This is a genomic window from Acidimicrobiia bacterium (genome assembly GCA_036271555.1).
In the GTDB taxonomy this organism is placed as follows: Bacteria; Actinomycetota; Acidimicrobiia; order IMCC26256; family PALSA-610; genus DATBAK01.
Genome location: DATBAK010000001.1, coordinates 68,286 through 91,766, shown reverse-complemented (window position 1 = coordinate 91,766; position 23,481 = coordinate 68,286). Strand labels below are relative to the sequence as shown.

General features: G+C 71.0%; 26 protein-coding genes. 10 read left to right on the top strand and 16 right to left on the bottom strand.

The window, feature by feature from the left end; all coding sequences use genetic code 11:
• Positions 1-2: 2 nt before the first annotated feature.
• Positions 3-659 carry an FKBP-type peptidyl-prolyl cis-trans isomerase gene (locus VH914_00490; protein ID HEX4489660.1) on the bottom strand — a complete coding sequence of 219 codons (657 nt, stop codon included), beginning with the start codon at positions 657-659 and terminating at the stop codon, positions 3-5.
• A gap of 84 nt (positions 660-743) precedes the next feature.
• On the opposite strand from VH914_00490, the gene VH914_00485 reads away from it, so the two are divergent.
• Together VH914_00485 and VH914_00480 are read left to right on the top strand one after the other, a co-directional pair.
• Complete coding sequence (locus tag VH914_00485) at positions 744-1,241, top strand: low affinity iron permease family protein (GenBank protein ID HEX4489659.1); 498 nt, start codon at positions 744-746, stop codon at positions 1,239-1,241.
• Between the two features lie 10 nt (positions 1,242-1,251).
• Positions 1,252-1,695 (top strand): SRPBCC family protein, encoded by a 444-nt coding sequence (locus tag VH914_00480; GenBank protein ID HEX4489658.1) that lies wholly within the window; start codon positions 1,252-1,254, stop codon positions 1,693-1,695.
• Here VH914_00480 and VH914_00475 read toward each other — a convergent pair.
• The 6 genes from VH914_00475 to VH914_00450 are packed head-to-tail and all read right to left on the bottom strand — an operon-like array spanning position 1,682 to position 6,866.
• A complete protein-coding gene (locus tag VH914_00475; protein HEX4489657.1) occupies positions 1,682-2,209 on the bottom strand; it encodes a hypothetical protein in 528 nt (175 codons plus the stop codon). The two genes, VH914_00480 and VH914_00475, sit on opposite strands and share 14 nt — an antisense overlap.
• The gene (locus VH914_00470; protein ID HEX4489656.1) at positions 2,206-3,480 is read right to left on the bottom strand and encodes a DUF58 domain-containing protein; all 1,275 of its coding nucleotides are present in this window, start codon (positions 3,478-3,480) and stop codon (positions 2,206-2,208) included. Before VH914_00470 ends, VH914_00475 begins: the two co-directional genes overlap by 4 nt.
• 4 nt (positions 3,481-3,484) lie before the next feature.
• A complete protein-coding gene (locus VH914_00465) occupies positions 3,485-4,504 on the bottom strand; it encodes an AAA family ATPase (protein ID HEX4489655.1) in 1,020 nt (339 codons plus the stop codon).
• On the bottom strand, positions 4,501-5,055 hold the full coding sequence (locus VH914_00460) for a hypothetical protein (protein ID HEX4489654.1): 555 nt from the start codon (positions 5,053-5,055) through the stop codon (positions 4,501-4,503). The genes VH914_00465 and VH914_00460 overlap by 4 nt, the downstream gene beginning before the upstream one ends.
• A gap of 11 nt (positions 5,056-5,066) precedes the next feature.
• Positions 5,067-5,942 (bottom strand): DUF4129 domain-containing protein, encoded by an 876-nt coding sequence (locus tag VH914_00455; GenBank protein HEX4489653.1) that lies wholly within the window; start codon positions 5,940-5,942, stop codon positions 5,067-5,069.
• 30 nt (positions 5,943-5,972) lie between these two features.
• Entirely contained in the window at positions 5,973-6,866 is an 894-nt protein-coding gene (locus tag VH914_00450; protein HEX4489652.1) for a sigma-70 family RNA polymerase sigma factor, read from the bottom strand.
• A gap of 177 nt (positions 6,867-7,043) precedes the next feature.
• On the opposite strand from VH914_00450, the gene VH914_00445 reads away from it, so the two are divergent.
• The 3 genes from VH914_00445 to csrA all read left to right on the top strand — a co-directional run bounded on the left by VH914_00445 (position 7,044) and on the right by csrA (position 8,740).
• Positions 7,044-7,733, top strand: a complete 690-nt coding sequence (locus tag VH914_00445) for a response regulator transcription factor (protein HEX4489651.1) — start codon at positions 7,044-7,046, stop codon at positions 7,731-7,733.
• Between the two features lie 70 nt (positions 7,734-7,803).
• A complete protein-coding gene (locus VH914_00440) occupies positions 7,804-8,382 on the top strand; it encodes a hypothetical protein (GenBank protein HEX4489650.1) in 579 nt (192 codons plus the stop codon).
• A gap of 109 nt (positions 8,383-8,491) precedes the next feature.
• A complete protein-coding gene (gene csrA, locus VH914_00435; GenBank protein ID HEX4489649.1) occupies positions 8,492-8,740 on the top strand; it encodes a carbon storage regulator CsrA in 249 nt (82 codons plus the stop codon).
• Here the strand turns inward: csrA and ald are convergent.
• The 5 genes from ald to VH914_00410 all read right to left on the bottom strand — a co-directional run bounded on the left by ald (position 8,726) and on the right by VH914_00410 (position 14,689).
• A complete protein-coding gene (ald, locus tag VH914_00430; GenBank protein HEX4489648.1) occupies positions 8,726-9,841 on the bottom strand; it encodes an alanine dehydrogenase in 1,116 nt (371 codons plus the stop codon). The two genes, csrA and ald, sit on opposite strands and share 15 nt — an antisense overlap.
• A 52-nt stretch (positions 9,842-9,893) precedes the next feature.
• Entirely contained in the window at positions 9,894-11,303 is a 1,410-nt protein-coding gene (locus VH914_00425) for an aspartate aminotransferase family protein (protein HEX4489647.1), read from the bottom strand.
• Positions 11,288-11,776 carry an Lrp/AsnC family transcriptional regulator gene (locus tag VH914_00420; GenBank protein ID HEX4489646.1) on the bottom strand — a complete coding sequence of 163 codons (489 nt, stop codon included), beginning with the start codon at positions 11,774-11,776 and terminating at the stop codon, positions 11,288-11,290. Before VH914_00420 ends, VH914_00425 begins: the two co-directional genes overlap by 16 nt.
• A 14-nt stretch (positions 11,777-11,790) precedes the next feature.
• Positions 11,791-13,155 (bottom strand): aspartate aminotransferase family protein, encoded by a 1,365-nt coding sequence (locus tag VH914_00415; GenBank protein HEX4489645.1) that lies wholly within the window; start codon positions 13,153-13,155, stop codon positions 11,791-11,793.
• Between the two features lie 112 nt (positions 13,156-13,267).
• Entirely contained in the window at positions 13,268-14,689 is a 1,422-nt protein-coding gene (locus tag VH914_00410; protein HEX4489644.1) for a gamma-aminobutyraldehyde dehydrogenase, read from the bottom strand.
• Between the two features lie 166 nt (positions 14,690-14,855).
• Here VH914_00410 and VH914_00405 point away from each other — a divergent pair, with 166 nt between their 5' ends.
• Entirely contained in the window at positions 14,856-15,989 is a 1,134-nt protein-coding gene (locus VH914_00405) for an extracellular solute-binding protein (GenBank protein ID HEX4489643.1), read from the top strand.
• 5 nt (positions 15,990-15,994) lie between these two features.
• Here VH914_00405 and VH914_00400 read toward each other — a convergent pair whose 3' ends face one another.
• Positions 15,995-17,044, bottom strand: a complete 1,050-nt coding sequence (locus tag VH914_00400) for a transglycosylase family protein (protein HEX4489642.1) — start codon at positions 17,042-17,044, stop codon at positions 15,995-15,997.
• A 168-nt stretch (positions 17,045-17,212) separates the two neighbouring features.
• On the opposite strand from VH914_00400, the gene VH914_00395 reads away from it, so the two are divergent.
• Complete coding sequence (locus tag VH914_00395) at positions 17,213-18,709, top strand: DUF2079 domain-containing protein (GenBank protein HEX4489641.1); 1,497 nt, start codon at positions 17,213-17,215, stop codon at positions 18,707-18,709.
• A gap of 8 nt (positions 18,710-18,717) precedes the next feature.
• Here VH914_00395 and VH914_00390 read toward each other — a convergent pair whose 3' ends face one another.
• Positions 18,718-19,437 carry a hypothetical protein gene (locus VH914_00390; GenBank protein ID HEX4489640.1) on the bottom strand — a complete coding sequence of 240 codons (720 nt, stop codon included), beginning with the start codon at positions 19,435-19,437 and terminating at the stop codon, positions 18,718-18,720.
• Positions 19,437-20,189 carry an SDR family oxidoreductase gene (locus VH914_00385; GenBank protein ID HEX4489639.1) on the bottom strand — a complete coding sequence of 251 codons (753 nt, stop codon included), beginning with the start codon at positions 20,187-20,189 and terminating at the stop codon, positions 19,437-19,439. Before VH914_00385 ends, VH914_00390 begins: the two co-directional genes overlap by 1 nt.
• A gap of 152 nt (positions 20,190-20,341) precedes the next feature.
• Between VH914_00385 and VH914_00380 the strand changes: the two genes are divergently transcribed.
• Genes VH914_00380 through VH914_00370 form a run of 3 tightly spaced genes read left to right on the top strand, consistent with a single transcriptional unit; the run spans position 20,342 to position 22,700 of the window.
• Complete coding sequence (locus tag VH914_00380) at positions 20,342-21,124, top strand: SDR family oxidoreductase (protein ID HEX4489638.1); 783 nt, start codon at positions 20,342-20,344, stop codon at positions 21,122-21,124.
• On the top strand, positions 21,121-21,624 hold the full coding sequence (locus tag VH914_00375) for a thioesterase family protein (protein HEX4489637.1): 504 nt from the start codon (positions 21,121-21,123) through the stop codon (positions 21,622-21,624). The genes VH914_00380 and VH914_00375 overlap by 4 nt, the downstream gene beginning before the upstream one ends.
• Before the next feature lie 14 nt (positions 21,625-21,638).
• Positions 21,639-22,700 (top strand): DUF2332 family protein, encoded by a 1,062-nt coding sequence (locus tag VH914_00370; protein ID HEX4489636.1) that lies wholly within the window; start codon positions 21,639-21,641, stop codon positions 22,698-22,700.
• Here VH914_00370 and VH914_00365 read toward each other — a convergent pair.
• Entirely contained in the window at positions 22,674-23,480 is an 807-nt protein-coding gene (locus VH914_00365; GenBank protein HEX4489635.1) for a TIM barrel protein, read from the bottom strand. The genes VH914_00370 and VH914_00365 overlap by 27 nt on opposite strands.
• Position 23,481: the final 1 nt, after the last annotated feature.

Here is a 23,481-nt window from a genome sequence, read left to right as displayed (position 1 = left end):
CGCTACTTCGCGCTGCGGACGGTGACGACGAACCAGAGCGTCTCGTCCGGCGCGATGTCGGGGGCCCGACCATCGGAGCCGTAGGCGAGCGCGGGCGGAATGCCGAGCACGCGCTCGCCGCCGACCTTCATCCCCGCGATGCCGTCGGTCCAGCCCTTGATCACCTGGTTGAGCGGGAAGCTCACGGGCTTGCCGCTCGCGTACGACGAGTCGAAGATCTTGCCCGTCGTGCACGAGACGCCGATGTAGTCGACGGTCACGGTCTGCGTGGCCTTCACGACCGCGCCGGTGCCGACCTTGAGGTCCCTCGTGACGAGCTTCGTCGGGGGTTTGCCGAGCTGCACCGGCACGGCGGGCGCGCCCTTCGGCAACGCGCCCTTCACCGCGACGCACGGCTTGCCCGCGACGCTCGGGAGCTTCGCGACCGTTGTGGTCGGTGCGGTCGACGAGCTGGACGACGAGCTCGTCGACGACGCGCTGTTGTTCCCCGTGCCGACCGTGATCACGAGCGCGATCACGATGAGCGCCACGATCACGACTGCGACCCCGCTGGTGACGGCGCGCTTGCGGCGCTGTTGGCGCTGCTGGCGCCGGACGGCCGTCGCCGTCCGGGGCCGATGGGTCGGCCGGCCGGCTCGCGGGGTCTGCTTGTTGGCCAAGGTCGTGCAGCCTAGGTTCTCGCCGCCACAACGGTGGGGTCGGTGATGCCCGGTCCGGCCCCGGCCGGCGGGTAGACCACGCACATGACAACGTACGAGCGTTACGGCGTGGAAGATCCGGAATGGGCACCGAATCGGCAGGCGGTGCTGATGCCGACCGAGGTGTCGAGCCGGGTCGGCTTCTTCGACCGGTTCGCGGGGCTCACCTCGAAGCTCTCGAGCCGCGCGCCGTTCTTCGCGTTCTGCCTCCTGCTCGTCGCGCTCTGGCTCCTCCAAGGAGTCATCAGCGTGATCGCGCACGGCAACTTCTCGTCGTTCACATCGAGCTCGTACCAGCTCGAGATCAACACGACGACGACGATCATCACCTTCCTGCTCGTCGCGCTGCTGCAGAACAGCCAGACGCGTGAGGCGCAGGCCACGCAGCACAAGTTGAACGCGCTCGCCGACGGCCTCGCCGATCTGATGAACCACATCGCCGAACGCGACGACGACACCGGCCTGCGACGCGACATCCGTGAGCTGCGCGCCGCGGTCGGGCTCGAGGACCGCGAGAGCACCACGAAGAACCGCGCCGACTGACGGAGGCCTGATGACCGACCTGCACATCGATGCGACCTTGACGACGACCGCCGATCCCGCGGCGGTGTGGAAGCTGCTCGGCGACATCGGCACGTGGACGACATGGGGCCGCTGGACCCTCGCCGAGCTCGAGCGTGAGGGAAAGCTCGATCCGGCCGGTGTCGGCGCGATTCGCCGCTTCCGCTATCTCGGGCGCGAGACGCGCGAGGAGGTGGTCGGCTTCGACGCGCCGACCCGGTTCGCGTACGAGCTCATGTCGGGGTTGCCGCTGCGCAACTACCACGCGGAGGTGACGGTCGTTCCCGACGGTGCGGGCGCGCGCCTCGACTGGCACTCGGTGTTCGACGCGACACCGCGCGCGCGACTCGTGCAGCCCTATCTCGCGTGGTTCGTACGCGACACCGCGAAGCGTTTGCTGCGCGCGGCCGAGCGAGACGGAGTCAACTCCGGCTGACGCGGCGACGGACGACCTCGGCGGCGACGACGACGCCGACGGTGGCGACGAGTCCGAGTGCGAGCCCCGCGGTCGGCGCGGGGAGCGGTTGGTTGCCGAGCAGCAGGACGACGAACGCGCTCGCACCCGCGCCCACGAGCAGCCCAGCGAACCCGACGATTGCGGCCTTGCGTACCGCCGGCTCGCGGCGCGCGAACGAACGCGCTTCGAGCGCGCGCAGCCCGAGCTCGACCGTCGCGAACAACAGAACCGCTTCGGCGGCGACGAGCGCGTCGACCGCGTCGCGCTCGTGCAATCGCAACCCGTATTCGGCGGCGAACGCGATCGCGGCGACGGTCACGCCCGGCGACCAACCCGTGAGGCCCACGCCCAACGCCGCGAGTGCCAACGCGGCCAGTGTGAGCTGAGGGCGGACGGGTGCGCCTCCGGCGACGAGCGGCAGCCCGCCCGCGCCGATCGCCACGACGAGACACGCCGTCGTCGCGCGCAGGCGCGCGGCGCGTCGCGGGTTCAACGCCGCACCGTTCCGACCCGGGCGCGCGCGTGGTCGAGGTTCGCGACGACGAGTGGAAGCGGATCGCCGTCGTCGAGGGTCGCGACGCGCACGCCCGTCGCCTCCAGCGTGCGCCGGCGCGCGTTCCGTTCGAGCGCCCAGAGCCGGCGCGCGGTCATGGGAACGTCGACGTCGGCGTCGAGCGAAGGTTCGAGGACGATCACGGTGACGTCGAAACCGCGCCGGCGGGTGTCGACGACCGCTTGGACGATGCGATCGTCGACGAGCGGCGTGACCGCGACGACGAGCGCGCGGGGCGGCAGCACCGACGGAGGCAGCCAGCGCAGCGACCGCTCCGCATCCGACCAGCGCGCGCGGCTCGCGAGCAGGTGTTCGACGACGACCCAGCGGGCGCGCTCACCGAGCGCCGGCGCGATCCAGTCGGTCGATCCACCGAGGCTGATGACGCCGACGCGATCGCGTGCGGTGAGCATCGCGTCCGCGAGGGAGCAGGCGACGCGCACGGCGCGATCGAGCGACTGCGAGCCGCCGGCGGGACCGTCGGCGAACGTGTCGAGCAGGAGGACCGCGTCGGCGTTGCGCTCGGGATGCTGATCGTTCACCCACGTCTCGCCGCGTCGCGCGGTGACGCGCCAGTTCACGCGTGATGCGCGATCGCCGGGTCGGAACGCTCGGACGTCGGCGAACTCGATGCCCTCACCGCGAACGCGCGCGACCTGATGGCCGGTATCGCTCCGTGTGTCGAACGGGTGCAGGATCCGGCGCAGGGTCGGCGCGCTCGGCAGCACCCGCACGATGCGCGGTGAGTGCAGCCGCCATTGCCACTCGAGCACGCCGAACGCGGGTCGCACCCGCACCACGACGCGGCCGACGTCGTAGCGTCCCCACACGCGCGCGTCGACGGCCGCCTCGAACGTGCTCGGTTCGTCGGCGCGCAGTGCGACGCTCCACGCCGCGCGTTCGTCGGGCTCGATCAGGTCGAGGCCGTCCGGGAGCTCGAGCAGGACCTCGACCGGACGCGTGTCGGCGGCTGCAGTCACGGTGAGTGTGATCACCACCGTGTCGCCCTCGACGACGCGGTCCGTATCGGGCTCCACCGACACGCGCACGTCCGGTGGGGTCGCCGCGGCCATGCCGACGACGAGCGCGATGGCAAAGGGCGCGGCGAGCGCCGCGGGTTCGGGACGTCCCGTTGCGAGCGCAGTGAGGAGCCCGACCGCGGCGAGCACGGTGTACGCGTGCAGCCGCGCGGTGCCGCGCGGCGCGCTCATGCGTTCACCGCCCGGCGATCGGGTCGCCCTCGGGCTCGGCGTCGGCGGCGCGCCGCACGAGGTCTTCGGCCGGCGGCGTGGGAACGGACGCGACGATCTCCTCGATCACGGATTCGGGTCGGACGCGGCGGACCCACAGCTCGGTGCGCAGCACGAGCCGGTGCGCGAGCGCGGCGACCGCGACCGCCTTCACGTCGTCGGGACTCACGAAGTCACGGCCCTGGAGCGCGGCGTGGGCACGCGCGAGCTTCATGACTGCGAGGCTGCCGCGCGGACTCGCGCCGACCTCGACCTTCGCGCTCTCGCGCGTCGCGGCGACGATCGAGACGACGTAACGCCCGACGCTCTCGGCCACGTGCACCAGCTCGAGCGCGCGTTGCATCGCGACGAGCGTCTCGGCCGAGACGACCGGTGCCAGCGCGACCTCGTCGGTGCGCCGTTCGATGCGCTGCTCGAGCATCGCCCACTCGGTGCCGGCATCGGGATAGCCGACGCCGGTGCGGAGCAGGAAGCGGTCGAGCTGTGCCTCGGGCAGCGGGTACGTGCCCTCGTACTCGATCGGGTTCTGTGTCGCGATGACGAAGAACGGTCGCGGCAGCGGATGCGTGACGCCGTCGGCGGTGACCTGCCGTTCCTGCATCGCCTCGAGCAGCGCGGCCTGGGTCTTCGGTGGCGCGCGGTTGATCTCGTCGCCGAGGAGCAGGTTGGCGAACAGGGGACCGGCGCGGAACTCGAACTCGCGCGTCTGCTGGTTGAAGATCGTCGCGCCGGTGACGTCGGAGGGCATGAGGTCGGGCGTGAACTGCACGCGTGAGAAGCGCATGTTGATGACCTGCGCGAACGAGCGTGCCATCAAGGTCTTCGCGAGGCCAGGGTTGTCGTCGACGAGCACGTGGCCGTCGGCGAGCAGACCGAGCAGCACGAGTCGCAACGCGTCGCGTTTGCCGACGACCGCGCGTTCGACCTCGTCGAGGATCGCGTCGGCGTACGCACGTGTCTGCGCGATCGTGAGCGCGTCGGTCACAACGTCTCCAGTGCGCGTACGAGCGCGTCGGCCCGCTCTGCATCGAGGCCCGGGAGCGCGCGCGTGTCGACGTCGTCGAGCGCCGGATCGAGGACGAGCGCGAGCTCGGGAGCCACCGGCTGGGGCAGGCTCGAGAACACGGAATCGGGCTCGACGAGGGAGTGCGCGCGGTCGCGCAACCGGTCGGCCGCGATCGTGGCGACGAGCGGTCCGAGGTGACGGCGCGCGTCCGCCGCGGACGCCTGCGCGGCCTCGAGCCGGCGGGCGACGCGCACGAGATCGGCCGGGGGCGTGGGCGGGCCGGGTCGGGGACGCGGTGGCGGACGGTCGAGGGGCGATCGCGGCGCGAGCGGTGCGGCCCGTCGTAGGACGCCGACCGCGGCGATGACTGCGATCAGGCCGAGCGCCGCGAACGCGAGCTGCACGACGAGCCGGCGCTCGTCGGGATCGAACGCGATCGCGTTCGCGGCGACGAGGATCGTGACGACCGTGGTGCCGACGAGCCGTCGCCGCGTGCGCCGAGCCTGCCGTCCCGCGTCGACGCTCGGCATCGTCGGCAGACTCAGACCGCGACGCGAACGTCGGCCGTGCGGAGCTCGGCGCGGAGGTGCTCGAGCGCCGCGATCGCGCGTGCTCGCATCGCCTCGTCGATCGGCGCGGCCGAGAACCGCGCGAGCTCCGCGAGCTCGGTGAGCTCGCGGAGTGGCTCGACCCCGACCGTTGGCGCGCCGGACGCGCGGGGGCTGAGCGCCCGTTGCAGGTACTCGGTCGGCGTCTCGGCGGGTCGACGAGCGAAGCCGCGCGCCGCGAGGCGACGCTCCATCCGCGCGTACGCGGCGACGACCGCGCGCCGCGGGTCGGGTTCGCGCCGCAGGTCGTCGAGCGATGCGTCGAGCAGCGCGATCGTCTCGTCCTCCGCCGCGACCCCTTCGGGCGGGACGCGCGGCCGCCGTCGTGCCTGCGTCGTGAGGAACAGTGCAACGACGCCGAGCGCGACGAACACGAGCGGCAACCACGTTGCCGGCGCGGCGTGGGTTCCCGCGCCGGTCGGCCCGACCGGGTGCGCGTTCCCCGATCCGCCCGACGAGTGCGACGAGTCGTTGGCGTGCAGTCCGCCGATCGACAAGCGGATGATCGAGATGAGCGCGATCGCGACGATGAAGCTGACCGCGGTCGCCCAGCGCCGGCGCCGTTGCTCGGGTGTCTCGCCCGCGCGCGTGGTCGCGAGCGCGGCGAGGATCAGCAGCACACCGAGCCCACCGGCGACGACGAGCGCGCCGACGACGACCGCGTGCGGCAGCGAGCGCGCGCCGGCGTCGTGCTGCGTGCTCCAGACCGCGCCGTTGGCGGCCATCGCGACGACGGCGACGAGCCCGAGCGCCACGGCGCCCCAACCCAGAGCCCGGCGAGCGGGCGACGGCGTGCGCGGGACGCTCACGCCACCAGTCTGCCGCGGGTACCGAGGTACTTAGGAGAGAACCGCGCGCTCCTGCTCTTCGCGGGCGGCGACCTTGTCGTAGATGCTCTGGCCCGCTTCCGAGATCCGTTGCTGGGGCGTCGAGCCGCCGGCGACCGACGTGTAGTACGCGGCCTTGCGCCGGGCGACGCGGCCGTTGGGCCGGGGCTCGGGCGCGAGCTGGTCGGGATCGAGCTGGCTGTTCATGCCGTCCTTCAGCAGGAGCAGCGCCTCGGCGCGCAGCTGCGACACGCGGCTCTCGCTCACTCCCAGCTCGTCGGCGAGCGCCTGCATCGAACGCTCCTCGAAGAAGTAGCCGACGACGACGCGGCGCAGGCGCTCCGGCAACGCGGCGACGGCATCCGTGAGCACCCCGCGGCGCTCGCGCTCGAGGATCGCGTCCTCGGGGCTGAGCTCGCCGGCGGTCAGGAACTCCTCGGCGTCGCCCTCGATGACGAGCGACTCGTAGTTGAGGACGGTGGCGCGGTGCACGTCGTCGACGAGCTTGCGCACCGTGTCGGCGGGGATGTGCAGTGCGTCGGCGATCTCTTCGGGCGTCGGCGGGCGGCCGAGCTTGTTGGTCAGCTCGTCGGTCGCCTGCTGCATGCCGCGTGCCCGGGCGCGCACCGAACGGCTCGCCCAGTCGCGGCCGCGCAGCTCGTCGAGCAGCGCGCCGCGGATGCGGGTGGAGGCGAAACGATCGAAGGCGATGCCGCGATCGGGGTCGAAGCTGCGGGCGGCCTGCGCCAACCCGAGCATGCCCGCCGACACGAGGTCGCCCCGGTTCACGTGGCTCGGGACGCGGTGAGCGATCTCCGACGTCACGTACTGAACGAGCGCGAGGTTCTCCCGCACGAGATCGGATTCGAGTTGGGCGCGCGTCTCGTCGATCATGTTGGTCTTCACGTTGTCCCCCAGAGCGGTCGTGCTTGCCTCTGGATGTGGTGTCGTCTGAAACGCGCGATTTTCTTGAATCAACCCCCCGGTTGATTCGCCGAGCCCGGTCGTGTCACCGCGCTGCGTGGCGGCCGGTACCCTGGGTTCCGAGGGAGGGGGACGCCGGGGCGAGCCGGCGGGACGCCGTTGGAGCCGATCAGCCCAGCCAGCGAGAGCCGCGCCGCGCGCGCGGCGCGCTCGGCGGTCGTCGTCGACGAGCTCGCCCTCGTGCGGCTCGGACTCGCGGGCGTGCTGGCCGATGCGGGGCCCGAGGGGGTCGTCGTCGCTGCCGGTGCGGCCGGTGGCCGGGAGGGCGCGGAGCTGGTGCGGCTCCACGACGCCGACCTCGCGGTCGTGGGCTCCCCCGCCGACATGCCGCTGCTCGAGGCCGTGCGCCGGGCCCGCGCCGCCTCGACCCGCACCCTGATCGTGGCCCTGCTCGGGACCGCGCACGTCGACCGGGTGGCGGCGATCGTGGAGGTCGGCGCCGACGGGGTCGCCCTCCGGGGCGGTGGTCCCGACGAGCTGCGGGAGGCCTTCGCCACCGTGCTCGCCGGCGGCCGGTTCGTGGCGCCGATGCTCTCCACCGGGCTCGTCGGCACGCTCGAGGCGAGCGAGCCCGACGCGGGCGAGCGCGGGCACGACCTCCTCACGTACCGGGAGCGCGAGGTGCTGGCGCTCCTCGCGGGCGGCGCGACCAACCGCGAGATCGCGGCGTCGCTCTCGGTGACGGTGGCGACCGTGAAGTCCCACCTCGTGCACCTCTACGCCAAGCTCGAGGTGCGCAACCGCCAAGAGGCCCTCAGCCGCGCGGTCGGGCTGGGTCTTCTGGCCTAGACAGACTCTTCACTCTCCGTGGTATCTGCCGATGAATCGGGACCACGAAGCGTCGCCACGGAGAGGCCCGATGCAGCAGCTGCAAGACGTCTCGAACATTCTCTGGCGCGAGCGCAACCTGCTCGAGCTGCTCTCGTTCAAGCTCGACTCGGAGCGGCTGCTCGCCCGGGCCGGCCGCACCCGTTGGCTGCCCCGCGCGGACCGCGAGGTCGAGTCGGTGCTGAGCGCACTGAAGGCGGTCGAGCTCGAGCGCAGCATCCACATGCACGCGCTGACCGATGCGCTGGGACTCGATTCCGACGTGACGCTCGAAGCGCTCGCGGAGTGCGCGCCGCCCGAATGGACGGGCATCTTCGCCGATCATCGCCGCGCGCTCCTCGCGCTCGCACGCGACGTCGACCGCTCTGCGCGTCGCAGTCGCACGCGCCGCGAGAGTGCACCCGCAGTGATCTCGCTTTCATCTCCTTCGGAGGAACACGGCGCGACAGCTGTGTCGCGCGCCGTTGCCGACCTCGTCACACCGCCGCGTGAACAGACAACCGCGCAGGCGCGCGTCGCGCCGCGCGGCAAGAGCGGTCGCGCACGCGCGAACGAGCGTACGGACGCCGTCGTCGCGCGCATTCCGTCGCTCGTCGACTTCTTGCGGTAGCCCGAACGCAACTGCGAACTCACAACGACGCGCGCGTGCTCGCGCGTGAAGACGCGCGCGAGCACCACGTGCGTCGTATGCTCGACGCGGTACACGGAGGGAGGTCCCCGTGCTCGTGCTCACCCGTCGCGCGAACCAGAGCATCATGATCGGCGACGATGTCGTCGTAACCGTGCTCGACGTCCGTGGCGACCAGGTACGCATCGGGATCAAGGCCCCGCGTTCGGTCGACGTGCACCGCGAAGAGGTTTATCTCGCGCTGCAGCGCGACGCCGCGCGCGAAGCGAACGCGCAGTCCGACGAGGAGCAGGTGATCGACCTCGTCGACGACCACGCGAGCGCACTACCCGCCGAGTAACGACTCCAGGTCGGCGCGATCGCGGCCGAGCGCGTCGGCGACGGCCGCGTTCGGCACCGCGCCGGCGAACGTGTTCACGCCCATCGCGAGCGCGGCATCGGCGCGCACCGCCGCGTGCACGCCGCGCGTCGCGAGCTCGACCGCGTAGGGCAACGTCGCGTTCGTCAGCGCGTACGTCGACGTGTTCGGCACGGCACCGGGAACGTTGCCGACCGCGTAGTGCAGCACGCCGAACCGCTCGTAGACGGGGTCGGTGTGCGTGGTCTCCTTGATGCCCTCGATGCAGCCGCCCTGATCGATCGCGCAGTCGACGATGACGGTCCGTTCCTTCATCGTCCTGATCATCGTCTCGGTCACGAGTTGCGGCGCCCGCCCCCCAGGCACGAGCACCGCTCCGATCACGAGGTCGGCGTCGGCGACCGCGCGCGCGACCGCCGCGGTGTTGCTCGCGAGCGTCATGATGCGGCCGCGGTGGATCTGGTCGACCCAGCGCAGGCGGTCGAGGTTCTTGTCGAGCAGGAGCACCTCGGCTTCCATCCCCTGCGCGATCCACGCCGCGTTCCAGCCGACGTTGCCCGCGCCGAGCACGACGACGCGCGCGGGCCGCACACCCGGCGCGCCACCCATGAGGATGCCGCGACCTCCGGGGCGACGTTCGAGGAAGTGCGCGCCGACCTGCGGTGCCATGCGCCCCGCGACCTCGCTCATCGGCGCGAGCAGCGGGAGTGCGCCGTTGAGCTGCACCGTCTCGTACGCGATGCCGGTCGTGCCCGCGTGCAACAGCGCGTCGGCGACTTCGGGATACGCGGCGAGGTGGAGGTACGTGAACAGCGTGAGGTCGGCGCGCATGAACGCGAACTCCGACGCCTGCGGCTCCTTCACCTTCATCACGAGACCCGCGCGACCCCACACGGTCTCCGCGTCGGGCGCGATCTCCGCGCCGACCGCGCGGTAGTCGTCGTCGGCGATGCTCGAGTCCGCGCCCGCACCGGTCTCGACGACGACGGTGACTCCGTGACTCGCCATCTCGTGCACGCCGTCGGGTGTGATCGCGACGCGGTGCTCGTCCTTCTTGACCTCACGCGGCACGCCGACCGTCATCATGCGCTCGCGCCTTCGCCCGCGTGGCGCACGGGCCGAGTCGAACCCATGTTCACGCCGCGACCTTGCTCGCGGCTTCGGTGAGCACGCGCCGCAGGATGCTCTCGATCTCGTCGAGCTCGGTGTCGCCCGCGATGAGCGGTGGTGAGAGCTGGATCACCAGGTCGCCGCGGTCGTCGACCCGGCAGATCAGACCCGCCGCGAACGTCTCGGGGCCGATGAAGCCGCGCAGCAGCTGCGAGCCGAGCTGGCGGTCGAGGCGGGCGTTGGTCTGCTGGTCGGCCACCAGCTCGATCGCCCAGAAGTAGCCGGTGCCGCGCACGTCGCCCACGATCGGGATGTCGTACAGACCGACGAGCCGCTCATGGAAGCCGGCCTCGTGCCGCGCGACGTTGCCGAGGATGTCTTCCTCCTCGAAGATCGCGAGGTTCTCGAGTCCGACCGCGCAGCTCACGGGGTGACCGCCGAACGTGAGGCCGTGCGTGAAGGAGTTGGGTTCGGATCCGAGGAACGGCTCGGCGAGGAAGTCGCGGCACAGCACCGCGCCGAGCGGTGAGTAGCCGCTCGTGAGCCCCTTCGCGCTCGTGAGGATGTCGGGTACGTAGTCGTACCGCTGCGAGCCGAACATCGTGCCGAGTCGTCCGTATGCGCAGATCACCTCGTCGGAGATGAGCAGCACGCCGTAGCGGTCGCAGATCTCGCGCACGCGCTGGAAGTAGCCGGCCGGCGGCGGGAGACATCCGCCCGCGTTCTGCACCGGCTCGAGGATGACGGCCGCGACGGTCTCGGGTCCTTCGAAGAGGATCGCCTCCTCGATCGCGTCGGTCGTCAGCGTCATGAACGCGTGCTCGTCCTTCGCGAGCGGGTGGCGGAACGAGTTCGTGTTCGCGACGTGCACACCGCCGGGCGTGAGCGGTTCGAACGGCGTGCGGAAGCTCGGGACGCCGGTCAGCGCGAGCGCGCCCATCGTCGTGCCGTGGTACGCGGTGCGGCGCGCGATGACCTTGTAGCGCTGCGGCTGCCCGATCGCGCGGAAGTACTGCCGCGCGAGCTTCCACGCCGACTCGACCGCTTCCGAACCGCCGGTCGTGAAGAACACGCGGTTGAGGTCGCCCGGCGAGAGCTCGGCGAGCTTCGTCGCGAGCTCGATCGCGGGCGGGTGCGCGAACGACCAGATCGGCCAGTACTCCAGCGTCTCGGCCTGCGCGGCCGCGGCCTGCGCGAGGCGCCGGCGGCCGTGCCCGACCTGAACCGTGAACAGTCCCGACAGCGCGTCGAGCTTGCGGTCACCGTGCTGGTCCCAGACGGAGCAGCCTTCGCCCCGCATGATGAGCGGGATCTCGTGGTCGCGGAACTGGCCGAGCTGGCTGAAGTGCATCCACAGATGTCGGCGGGCGTTGGCCTGCAGCACCGCGTTGTCGTAGCCACCGGCGCGGTCGTGGTCGGTCATCGGGTTCCCCATGCGTAGGTCTGCTTGCGCAAGCGTAGGTACATGAACGTCTCGGTCGAGCGGACGCCGGCGATCGTCCGCACGCGGTCGTTCAAGAGCGCGAGCAGATGCTCGTCGTCCTCGCACACGAACTCGAAGAGCAGGTCGAACGATCCCGAGGTGCACACGACGTAGTCGACCTCGGGAATCGCAGCGAGCGCGTCGGCGACCTCGAGGATGTCGCCCTCGATCTTCACGCCGACCATCGCCTGGCGACGGAAGCCGAGCGTGAGCGGGTCGGTCACCGCGACGATCTGCACGACCTTGTGCTCGATGAGTCGCTGCACGCGCTGGCGCACCGCGGCCTCCGACAATCCGACCTGCGTCGCCAGGCGCGCGTAGGGGAGGCGGCCGTCCTGCTGCAGGAGCTCGACGAGCGTCTTGTCGGCGTCGTCGAGCTCGACCGGCGCGCGCCGGCGCTTCTTGACCGGTTCCGTCCGGACCATCCGCTTCGGGTTGCTCAGCCCGCGAGCGCGGCGCAGAGGTCGGCGAAGGCGTCGACGTAGCGGTCGATGTCGGCGTCGGTGTGTTGCACCGACAGCGTCCACTGTTCCTCGTCGCCGGGCGTCATGAACACACCGCGGTTGATCATCCACGGATACGACGCTTCGTAGAGGTCGGTGTTGGCCTCGAGGAAGTCGCGGTAGTTCGTGAGCGGCTCGGGCCGGTACGACACGCAACCCTTCGCGCCGAGGTCGACCGCGTGCCCGGGGATGCCGTTCTCCTTCATCGCGCGCGCACAACCTTCGGCGAGCCGCGTCCCGATCTTCGCGAGGTACTCGTACGCTTCGGGCGTCAGCACTTCCGTGAGCGTCGCGAGCGCGGCGGCGGCGACGAGCGGGTTGCCGTTGAACGTGCCCTGCTGCGCGGCGCCCTTCTCGACGATCGCCATCACATCGCGCGCGCCGCCGAACGCCGCGCCCGGCGTCCCACCGAAGGTCGCCTTCGCCCAGCACGCGAGGTCGGGCTGTACGCCGTAGCGGTCGGCCGCCCCGCCGTACGCGACCGTCGCGCCCGATTTCACCTCGTCGAACACGAGCAGCGCGCCGTGCTTGTGCAGGAGGTCCTTCATGCCTTGGAGATAGCCGGGCTGCGGCTGCGCGATGCCGATGTTCATCATCACCGGCTCGAGGATGAGACACGCGATCTTGTCGCCGTGCTCGTCGAGCGCGCGTTCGAGCGCGCCGAGGTCGTTGAACGGAACGACGTGCACGTGCTTGCCGACGTCGGCCGGGATGCCGAGCGACATCGGTGTCGACGCGGGTTGCTCGCGACCGCCCATGACGTCGGAGTTCGGCACGACCGAGAACATCACCGTGTCGTGGTGCCCGTGATACGAGCCCTCGATCTTGATGATGTCCTCGCGTCCGGTCGCGGCGCGTGCGACGCGGATCGCGTGCATCGTCGCCTCGGTGCCGGAGTTGCAGAACCGCACCTGCTCGACGCGGTAGCGGTCGCACAGAACCTCGGCGAGGTGCACGGTCGCCTCGGTCGGGGCCGCGAAGTGCGTACCGGTGTGGGCCGCGTGGGCGATCGCCTCCGCGACCTTCGGGTGCGCGTGGCCGACGACCATGCAGCCGAAGCCGTTGTGGAAGTCGACGTACTCGTTGCGGTCGACGTCGAAGACGCGGCTGCCCTTGCCCTCGGTGAGATACAGCGGGTACGGGTCACCGACCTGGAACGACGAGCCGACACCCATCGGCAGCGAGCCGAGGGCGCGCTCGTAGAGTCGCTTCGACGCGGTGGTGCGGCCGAGCAGCCGCTCGCCTTCCTGCTGCGCGATCTCGCCCGCTCGAGTTGTGATCGAATCCGTCGCCGTTGTCATCGCGCTCCTCCGTTGTGAGAGATCGTTCCCACAAGAACGGGCGGGTCGCTTTGCGGCCCGCCCGTGCCAGGGACTGAGGCGTCAGGGAGGCGAGGCTCGCCGAGCCGACCCATCAATGCCGAATCATGACGTGCTTGAGGTCGGTGTAGTGCTCGAGCGCGTAGATCGACATGTCCTTGCCGTAGCCCGACTGCTTGAAGCCGCCGTGCGGCATCTCGGACGTGATCTGGATGTGGTCGTTCACCCACACGCAGCCGAAGTGCATCGCCTTCGTCATGCGCATCGCGCGCCCGACGTCCGAAGTCCACACGCTCGCGGAGAGCCCGTAGTCGACGTCGTTGGCCCATTCGAGCGCCTGCGCCTCGTCGCGGAAGCGCTGCACGGTGACGACGGGACCGAACACCTCGCGCTGCACGATCTCGCTGTCCTGCGCGGGGTTCACCACGACCGACGGGTCGTAGTAGAAGCCCTTGCCGGTTCCCTTCGCGCCGCCGACCGTCACCTCGGCGCCGGCCGCGGTCGCGCGCTCGACCATGCCCGCGACGCGCGCCTGTTGGTCGGCGGACACGAGCGGCCCCATGAACACGTCGGGATCGAAGGGATCGCCGACGCTGATCTTGCCGACCGCGTCGGTGAAGCCGGACACGAAGTCGTCGAACACACCGGGTCCGGTGATCACGCGACACGGCGCGGTGCAGTCCTGTCCCGAGTTGTAGTAGCTGCCCTCGGCGAGCGTCGCGATGAGCGACTCGATGTCGGCGTCGTCGAACACGACGACCGGTGCCTTGCCACCGAGCTCGAGATGCACACGCTTGAGCGAGTCGGCCGCGGCGCGGGCGATGAGCTTGCCGGTCGCGACATCGCCGGTGAGCGACACGAGCGCGATCTTCGGGTGCTTCACGAGCGACGCGCCCGCGGTCTCCCCCTGCCCGAGGACGACGTTGAAGACGCCGGGCGGCAGGATGTCGGCAGTGATCTCCGCGAAGCGGAGAATCGAGAGCGGCGTGAGCTCCGACGGTTTCAGCACCATCGTGTTGCCCGCGGCCAGCGCGGGCCCGAGCTTCCACACCGCCATGTTGAGTGGGTAGTTCCAGGGCGCGATGCCGGCGACGACGCCGAGCGGGTCGCGCCGCACGTACGACGTGCGGTCCTCGAGGTACTCACCCGCGGCGCGGCCTTCGAGGAAGCGGGCCGCGGATCCGAAGAAGCGGAGGTTGTCGACGCTGAGGTCCATCTCGACCTCGATGATCTGCTTCGGCTTGCCGACGTTGCGCATCTCGATCTCGCTGAGCGTGTCGATGTCGTCGGCGACCGCCTGCGCGACGCGGTGCATGATCTCGGCGCGCACCCGCGGTGTCGTCGACGACCACTCGTCGAACGCACCCTGCGCGGCGGCGACCGCGTCGTCGACGTCCGGTGCGTCGGAGCTCGCGACCGTCGCGATCACCTCGCCGGTCGCGGGGTTCACGACGTCGTCGGTGCGGCCGTCGCGGGCCGGCACGAACTTCCCGCCGATGAAGTTCTCGTTCGCCACGGTTCGTCCTCTCGGGCGTGGGCTGGTCGGCCGCCATGTTGCGTGGTCACAGTGCTCAATGGCAAGCGAATCCATCGTATTCGGCGCGAATTGCGACGGATTCGTGTGCGGCTCGCAGCCCGAGCGCGGAGGCGCCGATCCGCAACGGGCCCGTAGGCTCCGGGGGATGGCAGGCCCCGGGGAACCGAATCCGAGCTCGGGGCTGACCAGGAGGGGGTTCCTGCGCGGTGCCGGGCTCGGCGCCGCCGGGCTCGCGATCGGCGGCCCGTCGCTCCTGGCGGCCTGCTCGCGCGGGAGCGCCAAGCCGGTTCGCAGCGAGGTGCGGGTCGTGAACCAGCCGTTGATGCTGGACGACAACACGCCCGGTCTCATCCTCCGTGCGGGCCTGAACCTCACCTACTCGGAGTACACCGACGCCGCGACATTCGTCGCGCAGCACCGGGCCGCATTCGCCGCGCACCGCGACGTCGGTGCCGACGTCGTCGTGCTGCCGGATGCGCAGGCCGCGCAGCTCGTCGCTTCGCAGTGGGTCCGGGCGATCGCGTTGCCCGGCGCGCGGGCGCGGGTGTTGCCGGCGCTCGCGAACCCGGCGTTCGATCCCGGCCGCACGTTCTCGATCCCGTACGTGTCGACGATGATCGGCATCGCGTACGACACGCGCCGGCTGCCGTCGGGTGTCGACAGTGCAGGTGCGTTGTTCGACTCGACGTACGAGGGCAAGGTCGTGCTGGCGGCCGATCCGGCCGCGACATTGGGCTTCGCGATGCTCGCGTCGGGTCAGGACCCGTCGAAGGTGACGGCCGCGCAGGCCGCAGCGGCGGTGACACGCGTGCGCGCCGCGGTCGCGAGCGGCCAGGTCCGTGGCTTCGCGACGACGAACGCGGTCGACGACGTCGCGTCGGGCAACGCGCTGCTCGCGCTCGCGCGCGCGGCCGACGTGCGCACTGCGCGCGTGCTGTCGCCGCACGTCCGCTTCGTGGTGCCGCGCGAGGGTGGGCTGCTGTCGTCGACGAACATGGTCATCCCGGTCGGCGCGCGCAGCGTCGGTGCGGCCCAACGCTTCATCGACTACATGAGCTCGCCCGACCCGAACGCACGCCTCTCGTCGTTCGTGAACGTGATCTCGCCGGTCGCGGGTGGTGCCGCGTCACTGCAGGGCATCGACGTCAAGGCCGCGGCCGATCCCTTGATCGTGCCGCCGCCCGCTGTGTGGAAACGCCTTCGGATCTGGGGCGCGACGTCGGAGACCGCGAGCGCAGAGGCCGAGCTCAGCTCGCTCGCGGCCTCACACTCGGCCTGATCCGATCAGCACAACCCGCCCCACGGGGCTTTGCCCTGCCATTGGTAGAGCACCCAGGCGACCTGGTCCTGATCCCACGCCGACGCGCCGTCGGGGCGCACACCGATGAGCTGTGGCATGCCCGCATGGCTGGCCGCGAGGTCCCACGTCGTCGGCGCGAACTGGTACGCGCCGTAGTAGCCGCCGGGATTCACCGCGCCGTAGTTGCCGCTGCTCTCCCGCGTGCGCGTGCACACGAGGAACGGGTCGTTGTGGTGCGGGTTCACGCCGGGCGGCGGAGGCGGCGGGGGAGTCGGCGCGGGTCCGTCGGGCGGACTCGACACCGGGATCACGGGCGCGCTCACGGGCGTGCGCGTGCCCGTCGTCGTGCGCGTGCGACTCGCGCGTTCCTGCGCGGCCTGCGCGGCGCGGTAGCGCGCCTGCGCGACGGCGAGCGCGTGCTGCAACGTCTGTTCTTGCGCGGCGAGCGATGCGACGACCTTCGCCTGCTCCGCGCGCGCGGCGGCGACCTGCGCACGCTCGAGCTGGAGCTGGGCTGCGGAACGCGCGTACTGGTCGATGACGGCCTGCGTGTGGTCGTCGGCGCGCGAGAGCAGCTCGGCTCGGCGTGCGGACTCCATGGCGCTCTGCGTGTCGAACAGCACGTTCAGACCCTGCGCACCGGCCTGGTACAGCTGCACCGCACGGGCCTTGGCGATCGGCAGCAGCTTGTTCGTGTGCCGTTTGCTCGCGGCGAGTTGCTGGTCGAGAGTCTCGAGCCGGGCGTCGAGCGCGTGGGCGCTCTCCTGCGCGGCGAGGTAGCGCGCGCCGATCGCGTCGATCTGCGCGCGGAGACTCGCGGGAGACGACGCGTTCGCCGAGACCGCCGCGGTCGTGAGACCCGTCGCGAGCAGCGCGGTGATCGCGAGGACCGTCGTCGAACGACGGAACGCGCGGTGAACGGCGATCGGCAGGGGCAGTGCGGCGCTCCTGGTCGGCGGACAGGTCTGCGTTCGGCTCGTCGGCTCCGCACCGATCGATCCCGAGACGGCCGCGGCCGGCATCACGACCGGCACGCGCGAGACCCTACCGAGGCCTCCGAGGAACGTCGAATTCTTGGTCGCGCTCGCGGCGCTCGCCCATCGGTGACGCGGGATGGAAACGAGCGAGGCCGCGCTGCCCGCTCCGCCCGCGGGCTCGGCCACTCACGTCGAACGCGCGGGCACGCATGAGAAACTGCCGCCGTGTCCGGGCCCGTCGGCGGTGTCGCGTCCGCGTCCGACCCCACGGTGATGCGGGGCCCACGGCGCGCGTTCGACGGCCCGCGCGTCGTGTTGCTCGTCGCGATCGGTGTGTGGGCGGTCACGCTCGATCGCCTCGCGACGCTGCGGCAGAACCGATTCGGCACGTTCGGGTTCGACCTCGGCATCTACGACCAGGCGATCTGGCTTCTCTCACGCGTCAAGGATCCGTTCATCACCGTGCGCGGTCTCGAAGCGTTCGGTCACCACGTCAACGTGATCTTGTTGCTGCTCGCGCCCTTCTACCGACTCGGCGCGGGACCGAAGTTCCTGCTGTTCGTGCAGGTCGTCGCGCAGGCGAGCGGCGCGGGCGCGGTGTTCCTGCTCGCGCGCGACCGCATCCGCGACCGATGGCTCGCGTGCGCGCTCGGTGCGGTGTACCTGCTGCACCCGACGTCGCAGTGGCTCGTGTGGGAGTTCTTCCATCCCGACGCGGTGTCGATCGGCCCGTTGTTGTTCGCGTATTGGGCATCACGCGAGCGCCGTTGGGGCTGGTTCTCGTTCGCGGCGGTCATCGCGTTGTGCTGCAAGGAGGACGTGGCGCTCGCGTTCATCGTCATCGGCTTGCTCATTGCGTGGCGCGGCGACCGAAGGCTCGGCTACGGAATCGGCGCCGGCGCGCTCGCGTGGTACGTGGTCGCGACCCGCCTGCTCATCCCTTGGCAGAACGGCATCGGCCCGTTCTACGACTCGTTCTTCGGCACGCTCGGGAGCAACCCGCTCCAAGTCAGCGTGAACGTGTTCCGACATCCGGTCACGACGTGGAAGCTCGTCACGCAGCACGATCGGATCGTCTACGTGTGGCACATGGCGGCGCCGTACGCGTTCGCGCCGGTGCTCTCGCCGTCGACGCTCACGATCGCGTTGCCGATGCTCGCGGTGAACCTCGTGAGCTCGTTCCCATATACGCGTGACGCGCACTTCCATTACTCCGCGCTCGTGCTCGTCGGCGCGACGATCGCGACCGTCGAGGGTGTCGCGCGGTTGCCGACGCTCAACGCGAAGCGTGTTCTCGTCGGCGTGCTCGTCGTAGCGTCGTTCGCGACGACGATCGCGTGGGGACCGTCACCGATCGGTCGTCAGTACCACAACGGCTGGTGGCCGCTCGGCTCCAGCCCGGTGTACGCGGTCGATCGCGCCGCGGTCGCTCTGATCCCGAAGGACGCGGCGGTGAGCGCGTCGTACGACTACGTGCCGCACCTTGCGCACCGCCGGCGCGTCTACGAGTTCCCGGTGCCGTGGCGCGACGTCAACTGGGGCGTGCGCGGTGAGAACCTCGACGACCCGATCCACGTGCAGTGGCTGTTGGTCGACCGCCGGCTCCTCGACGTCGACGGCGCGTCCGTGCTCCACGACCTGTTGCTGCACCAGTTCGTCGTCCGTTCGCAGGTCGACGGCATCGTCGTCGCGCAACGTGTGCACAACGGCCCGCCGCCGTAGCACCGCGACTAATTGCGCCGCGCCACGCTTCTGCTCGCGCTCGCGACGTACGCGGTGATCAACGGGTGCGGCGCGCTCGCGGTCGACGCGGTCTGCGGCACGAACAGCGTGAGATGGAAGAACGCGTGGTCGTCGAGCCGCATGATGCGGGTGGTTCCGTCGGTCGTGTCGACGCCGACCGCGCGGAGTCCGTGCTCCGCGAGCAGCGGCAGGTACTGCTCGTTCAATCCGAAGCGGCAGTAGTACCGCTCGGTCGACGTGTCGCTCCCGAAGATGCGCTGGATCTGCGCGTCGAGCAACCGCACGGTCATGGTCTGCCCGACGAGCGAGCACAGCAGCTCGTCGATGAAGAGCGGTGCATCGGGTTGCGCGGCGCCGTATTCGGCATGATGCGCGCGCTCGATGCCGCAGGCATTGCGGGCGACTTCGACGACACCGTGCTGGAAGCCCGCGCAGGTTCCGATGAAGGGCGTGCCTGACTCGCGCGCGTAGCGAATGCCCTCGAGCGCGCCGTCGAGGCTGACGTACGGGCTGCCGGGCGCGCACCAGATCGCGTCGGCCGCGCGCAGCGTTGCGGTCGGGCCGGACTCGAGGGCGGGCGTCGGGATCCACTCGACCTCGACTGCCGCGCCGAGCGCGGCGGCGGAGTGGGCGAGCGCGTCCTCGATCGTGTCCTGCGCGGCGAAACGTTCGGAGCGATCTCCGACGACGGCGACGCGCACCCGCATCAATTGATCGTAGACCCGCCCTCGACCGGGATCGTCTGACCGGTGAGGTACTGCGCGTCGGACGACAGCAGGAAGCACGCGACCGCGGCGATGTCGAGCGGGACGCCATAGCGCTGCAGTGGGATCGAGCGTTTCGCGCGCGCGGCCGCGTCGTCGCTCGCGAACGTGCCGCCGGTCATCGGTGTGTCGATGCCGCCCGGACAGATGCAGTTGGCGCGCACACCACGCGGTCCAGCCTGTGTCGCGACGAGACGCGTGAGCGCGTCGACTCCGCCCTTGCTCGCGGTGTAGCCGGGACCGAAGCCGTGGCCGCGTATCGCCGCGGTCGACGCGATGGTCACGATCGCGCCGCCGCCCTCGGCGAGCACCGGCAGGCAGTGACGGATCGCCGAGAACGTGCCGCCGAGGTTCACCGCGAGCACGCGGAAGAAGTCGTCGATCTCGACGGTCTCGATCGGTTGGAGGTCGGGCCCGTGGAAGATGCCGGCCGCGGTGACGAGACCGGTGACGCGTCCGAGGGTCGATGCGGTCGTCGCGACCGCCGCGCCGACGGCGGCGTCGTCGGCGACGTCGACTGCGAGTGCGATCGCGCGCCCGCCGGCGGACTCGATCGACGCGACCGTCTCCTGCGCGTTCGCCTCGTGCCGGTCGAGCACCGCGACCGCGGCGCCCCGCTCCGCGGCGAGCTGCGCGGTGCCCCGCCCGATCCCACTGCCGCCGCCCGTCACGATCACGACCGAGTTCGCTTCCATGCACGCAGTGTCGCATCCGCGTGCGCCTCACGGTCATGCCGCGCGCGGTTCCGGTCGCTGCGCCTGCTCCGCGGCCGGATCGTAGGTGGCCTCGTCGAAGTGGGCCCTCGTAGGGTGCGAGCGAATCGAAGCGGCGAAACGGGGTCAACGCAATGGCGCAGGATCACGACGCGGTCGCGATGCACGGAGTCGACGGTCGCGTGATCATCGTCACCGGTGCGGGTCGGGGCATCGGGCGCGGCATCGCGCACCATCTCGGCAAGGGTGGCGCGCGCGTCGTCGTCGCCGAATGGAAGCCCGCGCTCATGCAATCGACGTGCGACGAGCTCGACGCGCTCGGTGTCGACAACCTCGGTGTCGTGTGCGACATCCAGAAGAAGTCCGACATCGACGCGATGGTCGCGGCGACCGTCGACCGCTTCGGCCGGGTCGATGGCATCGTCAACAACGCGCAGACGTTCCGTCCGATGGTCGCGATCGCCGACGTCGAGGAGGAGGACGTCGACGTGTTCTACAACTCGGGCGTCAAGGGCACGCTCTGGGCGATGCAGGCGGTGTACCCGCACATGCGCGAGCAGCAGTGGGGCCGCATCGTGAACTTCGCGTCGTCGATGGGCATCACGGGCGGTCGTGGCTTCGCCGCATACAACGCGTCGAAGGAGGCGATCCGCGCGATCACGCGCACCGCGGCGCGCGAGTGGGGCGCCGACAACATCTCGGTGAACGCGATCGCGCCCGCGGCGGCGACGCATCACGGTGAAGCCGGCAAGCAGAGCGAGGGCTACCGCATCTTCATCGAGAACTGCCCGATGGGCCGCCAGGGTGACCCCGAGCTCGACATCGCGCCGCTCGCGTGGTTCCTCTGCTCCGACGCCTGCCGTTATCTCACGGGCCACACCTTCATGGCCGACGGTGGCGCGTTCATGTGGGCGTGACCGCGGCGTCCGCCGGCGCGCTCGCGCTCGAAGCCGACGGCTTCCGTTTCGTCGTCCCCGTCGTACCTGCGGCCGACGACTTCGACATGCAGGGCCACCTCAACAACGCCGCGATCGTCCGCATCTTCAACGACTTGCGCATCGCGTACGTACAACAGCGGCTCGACCCGCGCTGGCGCGAGCACATCATCTCCGAGCGACTGGTCGTCGTCGCGCGCGAAGCGCACGTGCTGTACGAGTCGGAAGGCTTGCCGGGGGAGGAGTACGTCGGCGCGATGCGGTACGTGCGCCGCGAAGGTCGCGCCGCGATCATCGAGCAGCGGCTCGTCGAGGCGAGCGCGGCGCGGCCGATCGCCGACGGTTGGTTCGTGCAGCTGCTCGCGCGCGACGGCCGCGTGGTCGACTGGCCCGACTTCTACTTCGATCTCGTCGCCGCGGTCGAGGCGCGCGCGATCGAGCAGCGGCCGAGCAACCGGCGACCCTGGGGGCCGGGCGAGTGACTCCGGCGCAAGCAATGCCGGACCAGCTGCGGCTGCAGGGATGGGCGTGCCGGCACCTCGGCTCTCCGTTCTACGGCGACCTCCTCGACCTCACGGCCGACGACTTCGAGGCCGGCGGCGTCGTGCACGCGCTGCTCGCGGCGCACGAGCACGAAGGATCCGACGCGGCGTACCCGATCCGAATGCTCGGCGGCGTGCATCGGCTCGTGCTGGCCGGTGGCGCGCCCGACCTCGCGCCGCGCTTCCCGACGACGGGCGGCGACGGCGACGCGACCGCGGCGTGGCCGGCCTTCCGCGCGCTGCTCGAATCGCGTCCGGCGATGCTGGTCGACGCGCTCGCGCGCCCACCGCAGACGAACGAGGTCGGTCGCACCGCGTCGCTCGCCGCGGGCCTCGCCGTCGTCGCGCAGCGGTTCGGGCTCCCGATCCGCCTGCTCGAGATCGGTACGAGCGCCGCTCTCAACCTGCGGCTCGACCGTTACTGGTACGAGCAGGGCGGCGCGAGCTGGGGCGACCGTGCGTCGGCGGTGCGGTTCGTCGATCTGTGGTTGCCGGATGCGCCGCCGTTCGACGCGAGCACGCGCATCGTCGAACGTCGCGGCTGCGACCGTAACCCGATCGACGCGACGAATGATCCCGAAGCCGGGCTCACGCTGTTGTCGTACGTGTGGCCCGGGCAGGACGCGCGCTTCGAAGCACTGCGCGCCGCGCTCGCGATCGCCGCGACGACGCCCGTCGACGTCGACCGTGCCGACGCGGCGGAGTGGGTGCCGGCGCAGCTCGCGCGCGCACACGACGGCATCGCGACCGTCGTGATGCACTCGATCTTCTGGCAGTACCTCGACGACGCGCGGCGCGACGCGATAGCAGAAGCGCTCGCAGCCGCCGGCGCGCACGCGACGAGCCACGCGCCGGTCGCGTACCTGCGCCTGGAGCCGAACGAGAACAGTCACTGGACCGAGCTGAGGCTCACCGGCTGGCCCGGCGGCGACGAAGAGCTGCTCGCGACCGCCGGCTTCCACGCAGGCCCGGTGCGGTGGCCCGCGCCGTCAGGCGCCGAGACCGGTGAGGAGTGAGCCGAGCGCGTCGACCGCGCGCGGCACCGCCGACGCGTAGCCCTCGGCGTCGATCTTGGGCCCGATGAGCTCGAGGTCGAATACGCCGTCGTAGCCGGCGGCGAGCACCTGCCCGAGAATCCGCGCGAGCGGGATGTCGCCGTCGCCGGGCACGAGCCGGTCCGGTGTCGCGAGTGTGCCGATCGAGAAGTCGCTCACCTGCACGAGCCGGATCGCGTCCATCGACGACGCGATCGTGCCCGCGAGGCCGCGCTCCGCCCAGCACGCGTTGATCTCCATGCACACGCCGGTGCCGAGCCGGCGGGCGAGGTCGACGACGTCGCGCAACGAGTGCACGAAGCCGACGTCGACGCGCAGGGAGTTCGTGTGCTCGACCGCGAACGGGATGCCGAGCGCGTTCGCCTCGACGAGCACGGGCGCGAGTGCCGTCTCGAGCGCGTCCGCGGCCTCGTCCCACGGCAGCTCGCGCGCGGGGCCGGTCGTGAAGACGACGCACTCGGCGCCCATGGTGTGGCCCGCGTGCAGCGCTCGGAGCAAGCGCTCGCGCTGCGGTTCCCACTGCGACGGGTCGGTCAGGAGGAACGCGCCCACCCCGATGAGGTTCCCGACCCGCACACCCGAGTCGACGATGCGGGCGACGCCCTCCTCCCATCCGAAGGCGTCGAGCTTCGCGACCGATACGCCCACGCAGTCGATTCCGTTCGCGGCCCAGAGCTCGATGTCGGCCGCGAGGTCGAGCCGGAAGGAGCTGATCGCGCTGACGCAGATGCGGGGATGCACG

What these genes read in the sequence shown, in the direction of transcription:
- VH914_00485 (HEX4489659.1), top strand. Translation starts at nt 744, where the DNA reads ATGACAACGTACGAGCGTTACGGCGTGGAAGATCCGGAATGGGCACCG.
- VH914_00480 (HEX4489658.1), top strand. Translation starts at nt 1,252, where the DNA reads ATGACCGACCTGCACATCGATGCGACCTTGACGACGACCGCCGATCCC.
- VH914_00470 (HEX4489656.1), bottom strand. Translation starts at nt 3,480, where the DNA reads ATGAGCGCGCCGCGCGGCACCGCGCGGCTGCACGCGTACACCGTGCTC.
- VH914_00460 (HEX4489654.1), bottom strand. Translation starts at nt 5,055, where the DNA reads ATGCCGAGCGTCGACGCGGGACGGCAGGCTCGGCGCACGCGGCGACGG.
- VH914_00440 (HEX4489650.1), top strand. Translation starts at nt 7,804, where the DNA reads ATGCAGCAGCTGCAAGACGTCTCGAACATTCTCTGGCGCGAGCGCAAC.
- ald (HEX4489648.1), bottom strand. Translation starts at nt 9,841, where the DNA reads ATGACGGTCGGCGTGCCGCGTGAGGTCAAGAAGGACGAGCACCGCGTC.
- VH914_00425 (HEX4489647.1), bottom strand. Translation starts at nt 11,303, where the DNA reads ATGGGGAACCCGATGACCGACCACGACCGCGCCGGTGGCTACGACAAC.
- VH914_00420 (HEX4489646.1), bottom strand. Translation starts at nt 11,776, where the DNA reads ATGGTCCGGACGGAACCGGTCAAGAAGCGCCGGCGCGCGCCGGTCGAG.
- VH914_00415 (HEX4489645.1), bottom strand. Translation starts at nt 13,155, where the DNA reads ATGACAACGGCGACGGATTCGATCACAACTCGAGCGGGCGAGATCGCG.
- VH914_00405 (HEX4489643.1), top strand. Translation starts at nt 14,856, where the DNA reads ATGGCAGGCCCCGGGGAACCGAATCCGAGCTCGGGGCTGACCAGGAGG.
- VH914_00390 (HEX4489640.1), bottom strand. Translation starts at nt 19,437, where the DNA reads ATGCGGGTGCGCGTCGCCGTCGTCGGAGATCGCTCCGAACGTTTCGCC.
- VH914_00385 (HEX4489639.1), bottom strand. Translation starts at nt 20,189, where the DNA reads ATGGAAGCGAACTCGGTCGTGATCGTGACGGGCGGCGGCAGTGGGATC.
- VH914_00380 (HEX4489638.1), top strand. Translation starts at nt 20,342, where the DNA reads ATGGCGCAGGATCACGACGCGGTCGCGATGCACGGAGTCGACGGTCGC.
- VH914_00370 (HEX4489636.1), top strand. Translation starts at nt 21,639, where the DNA reads ATGCCGGACCAGCTGCGGCTGCAGGGATGGGCGTGCCGGCACCTCGGC.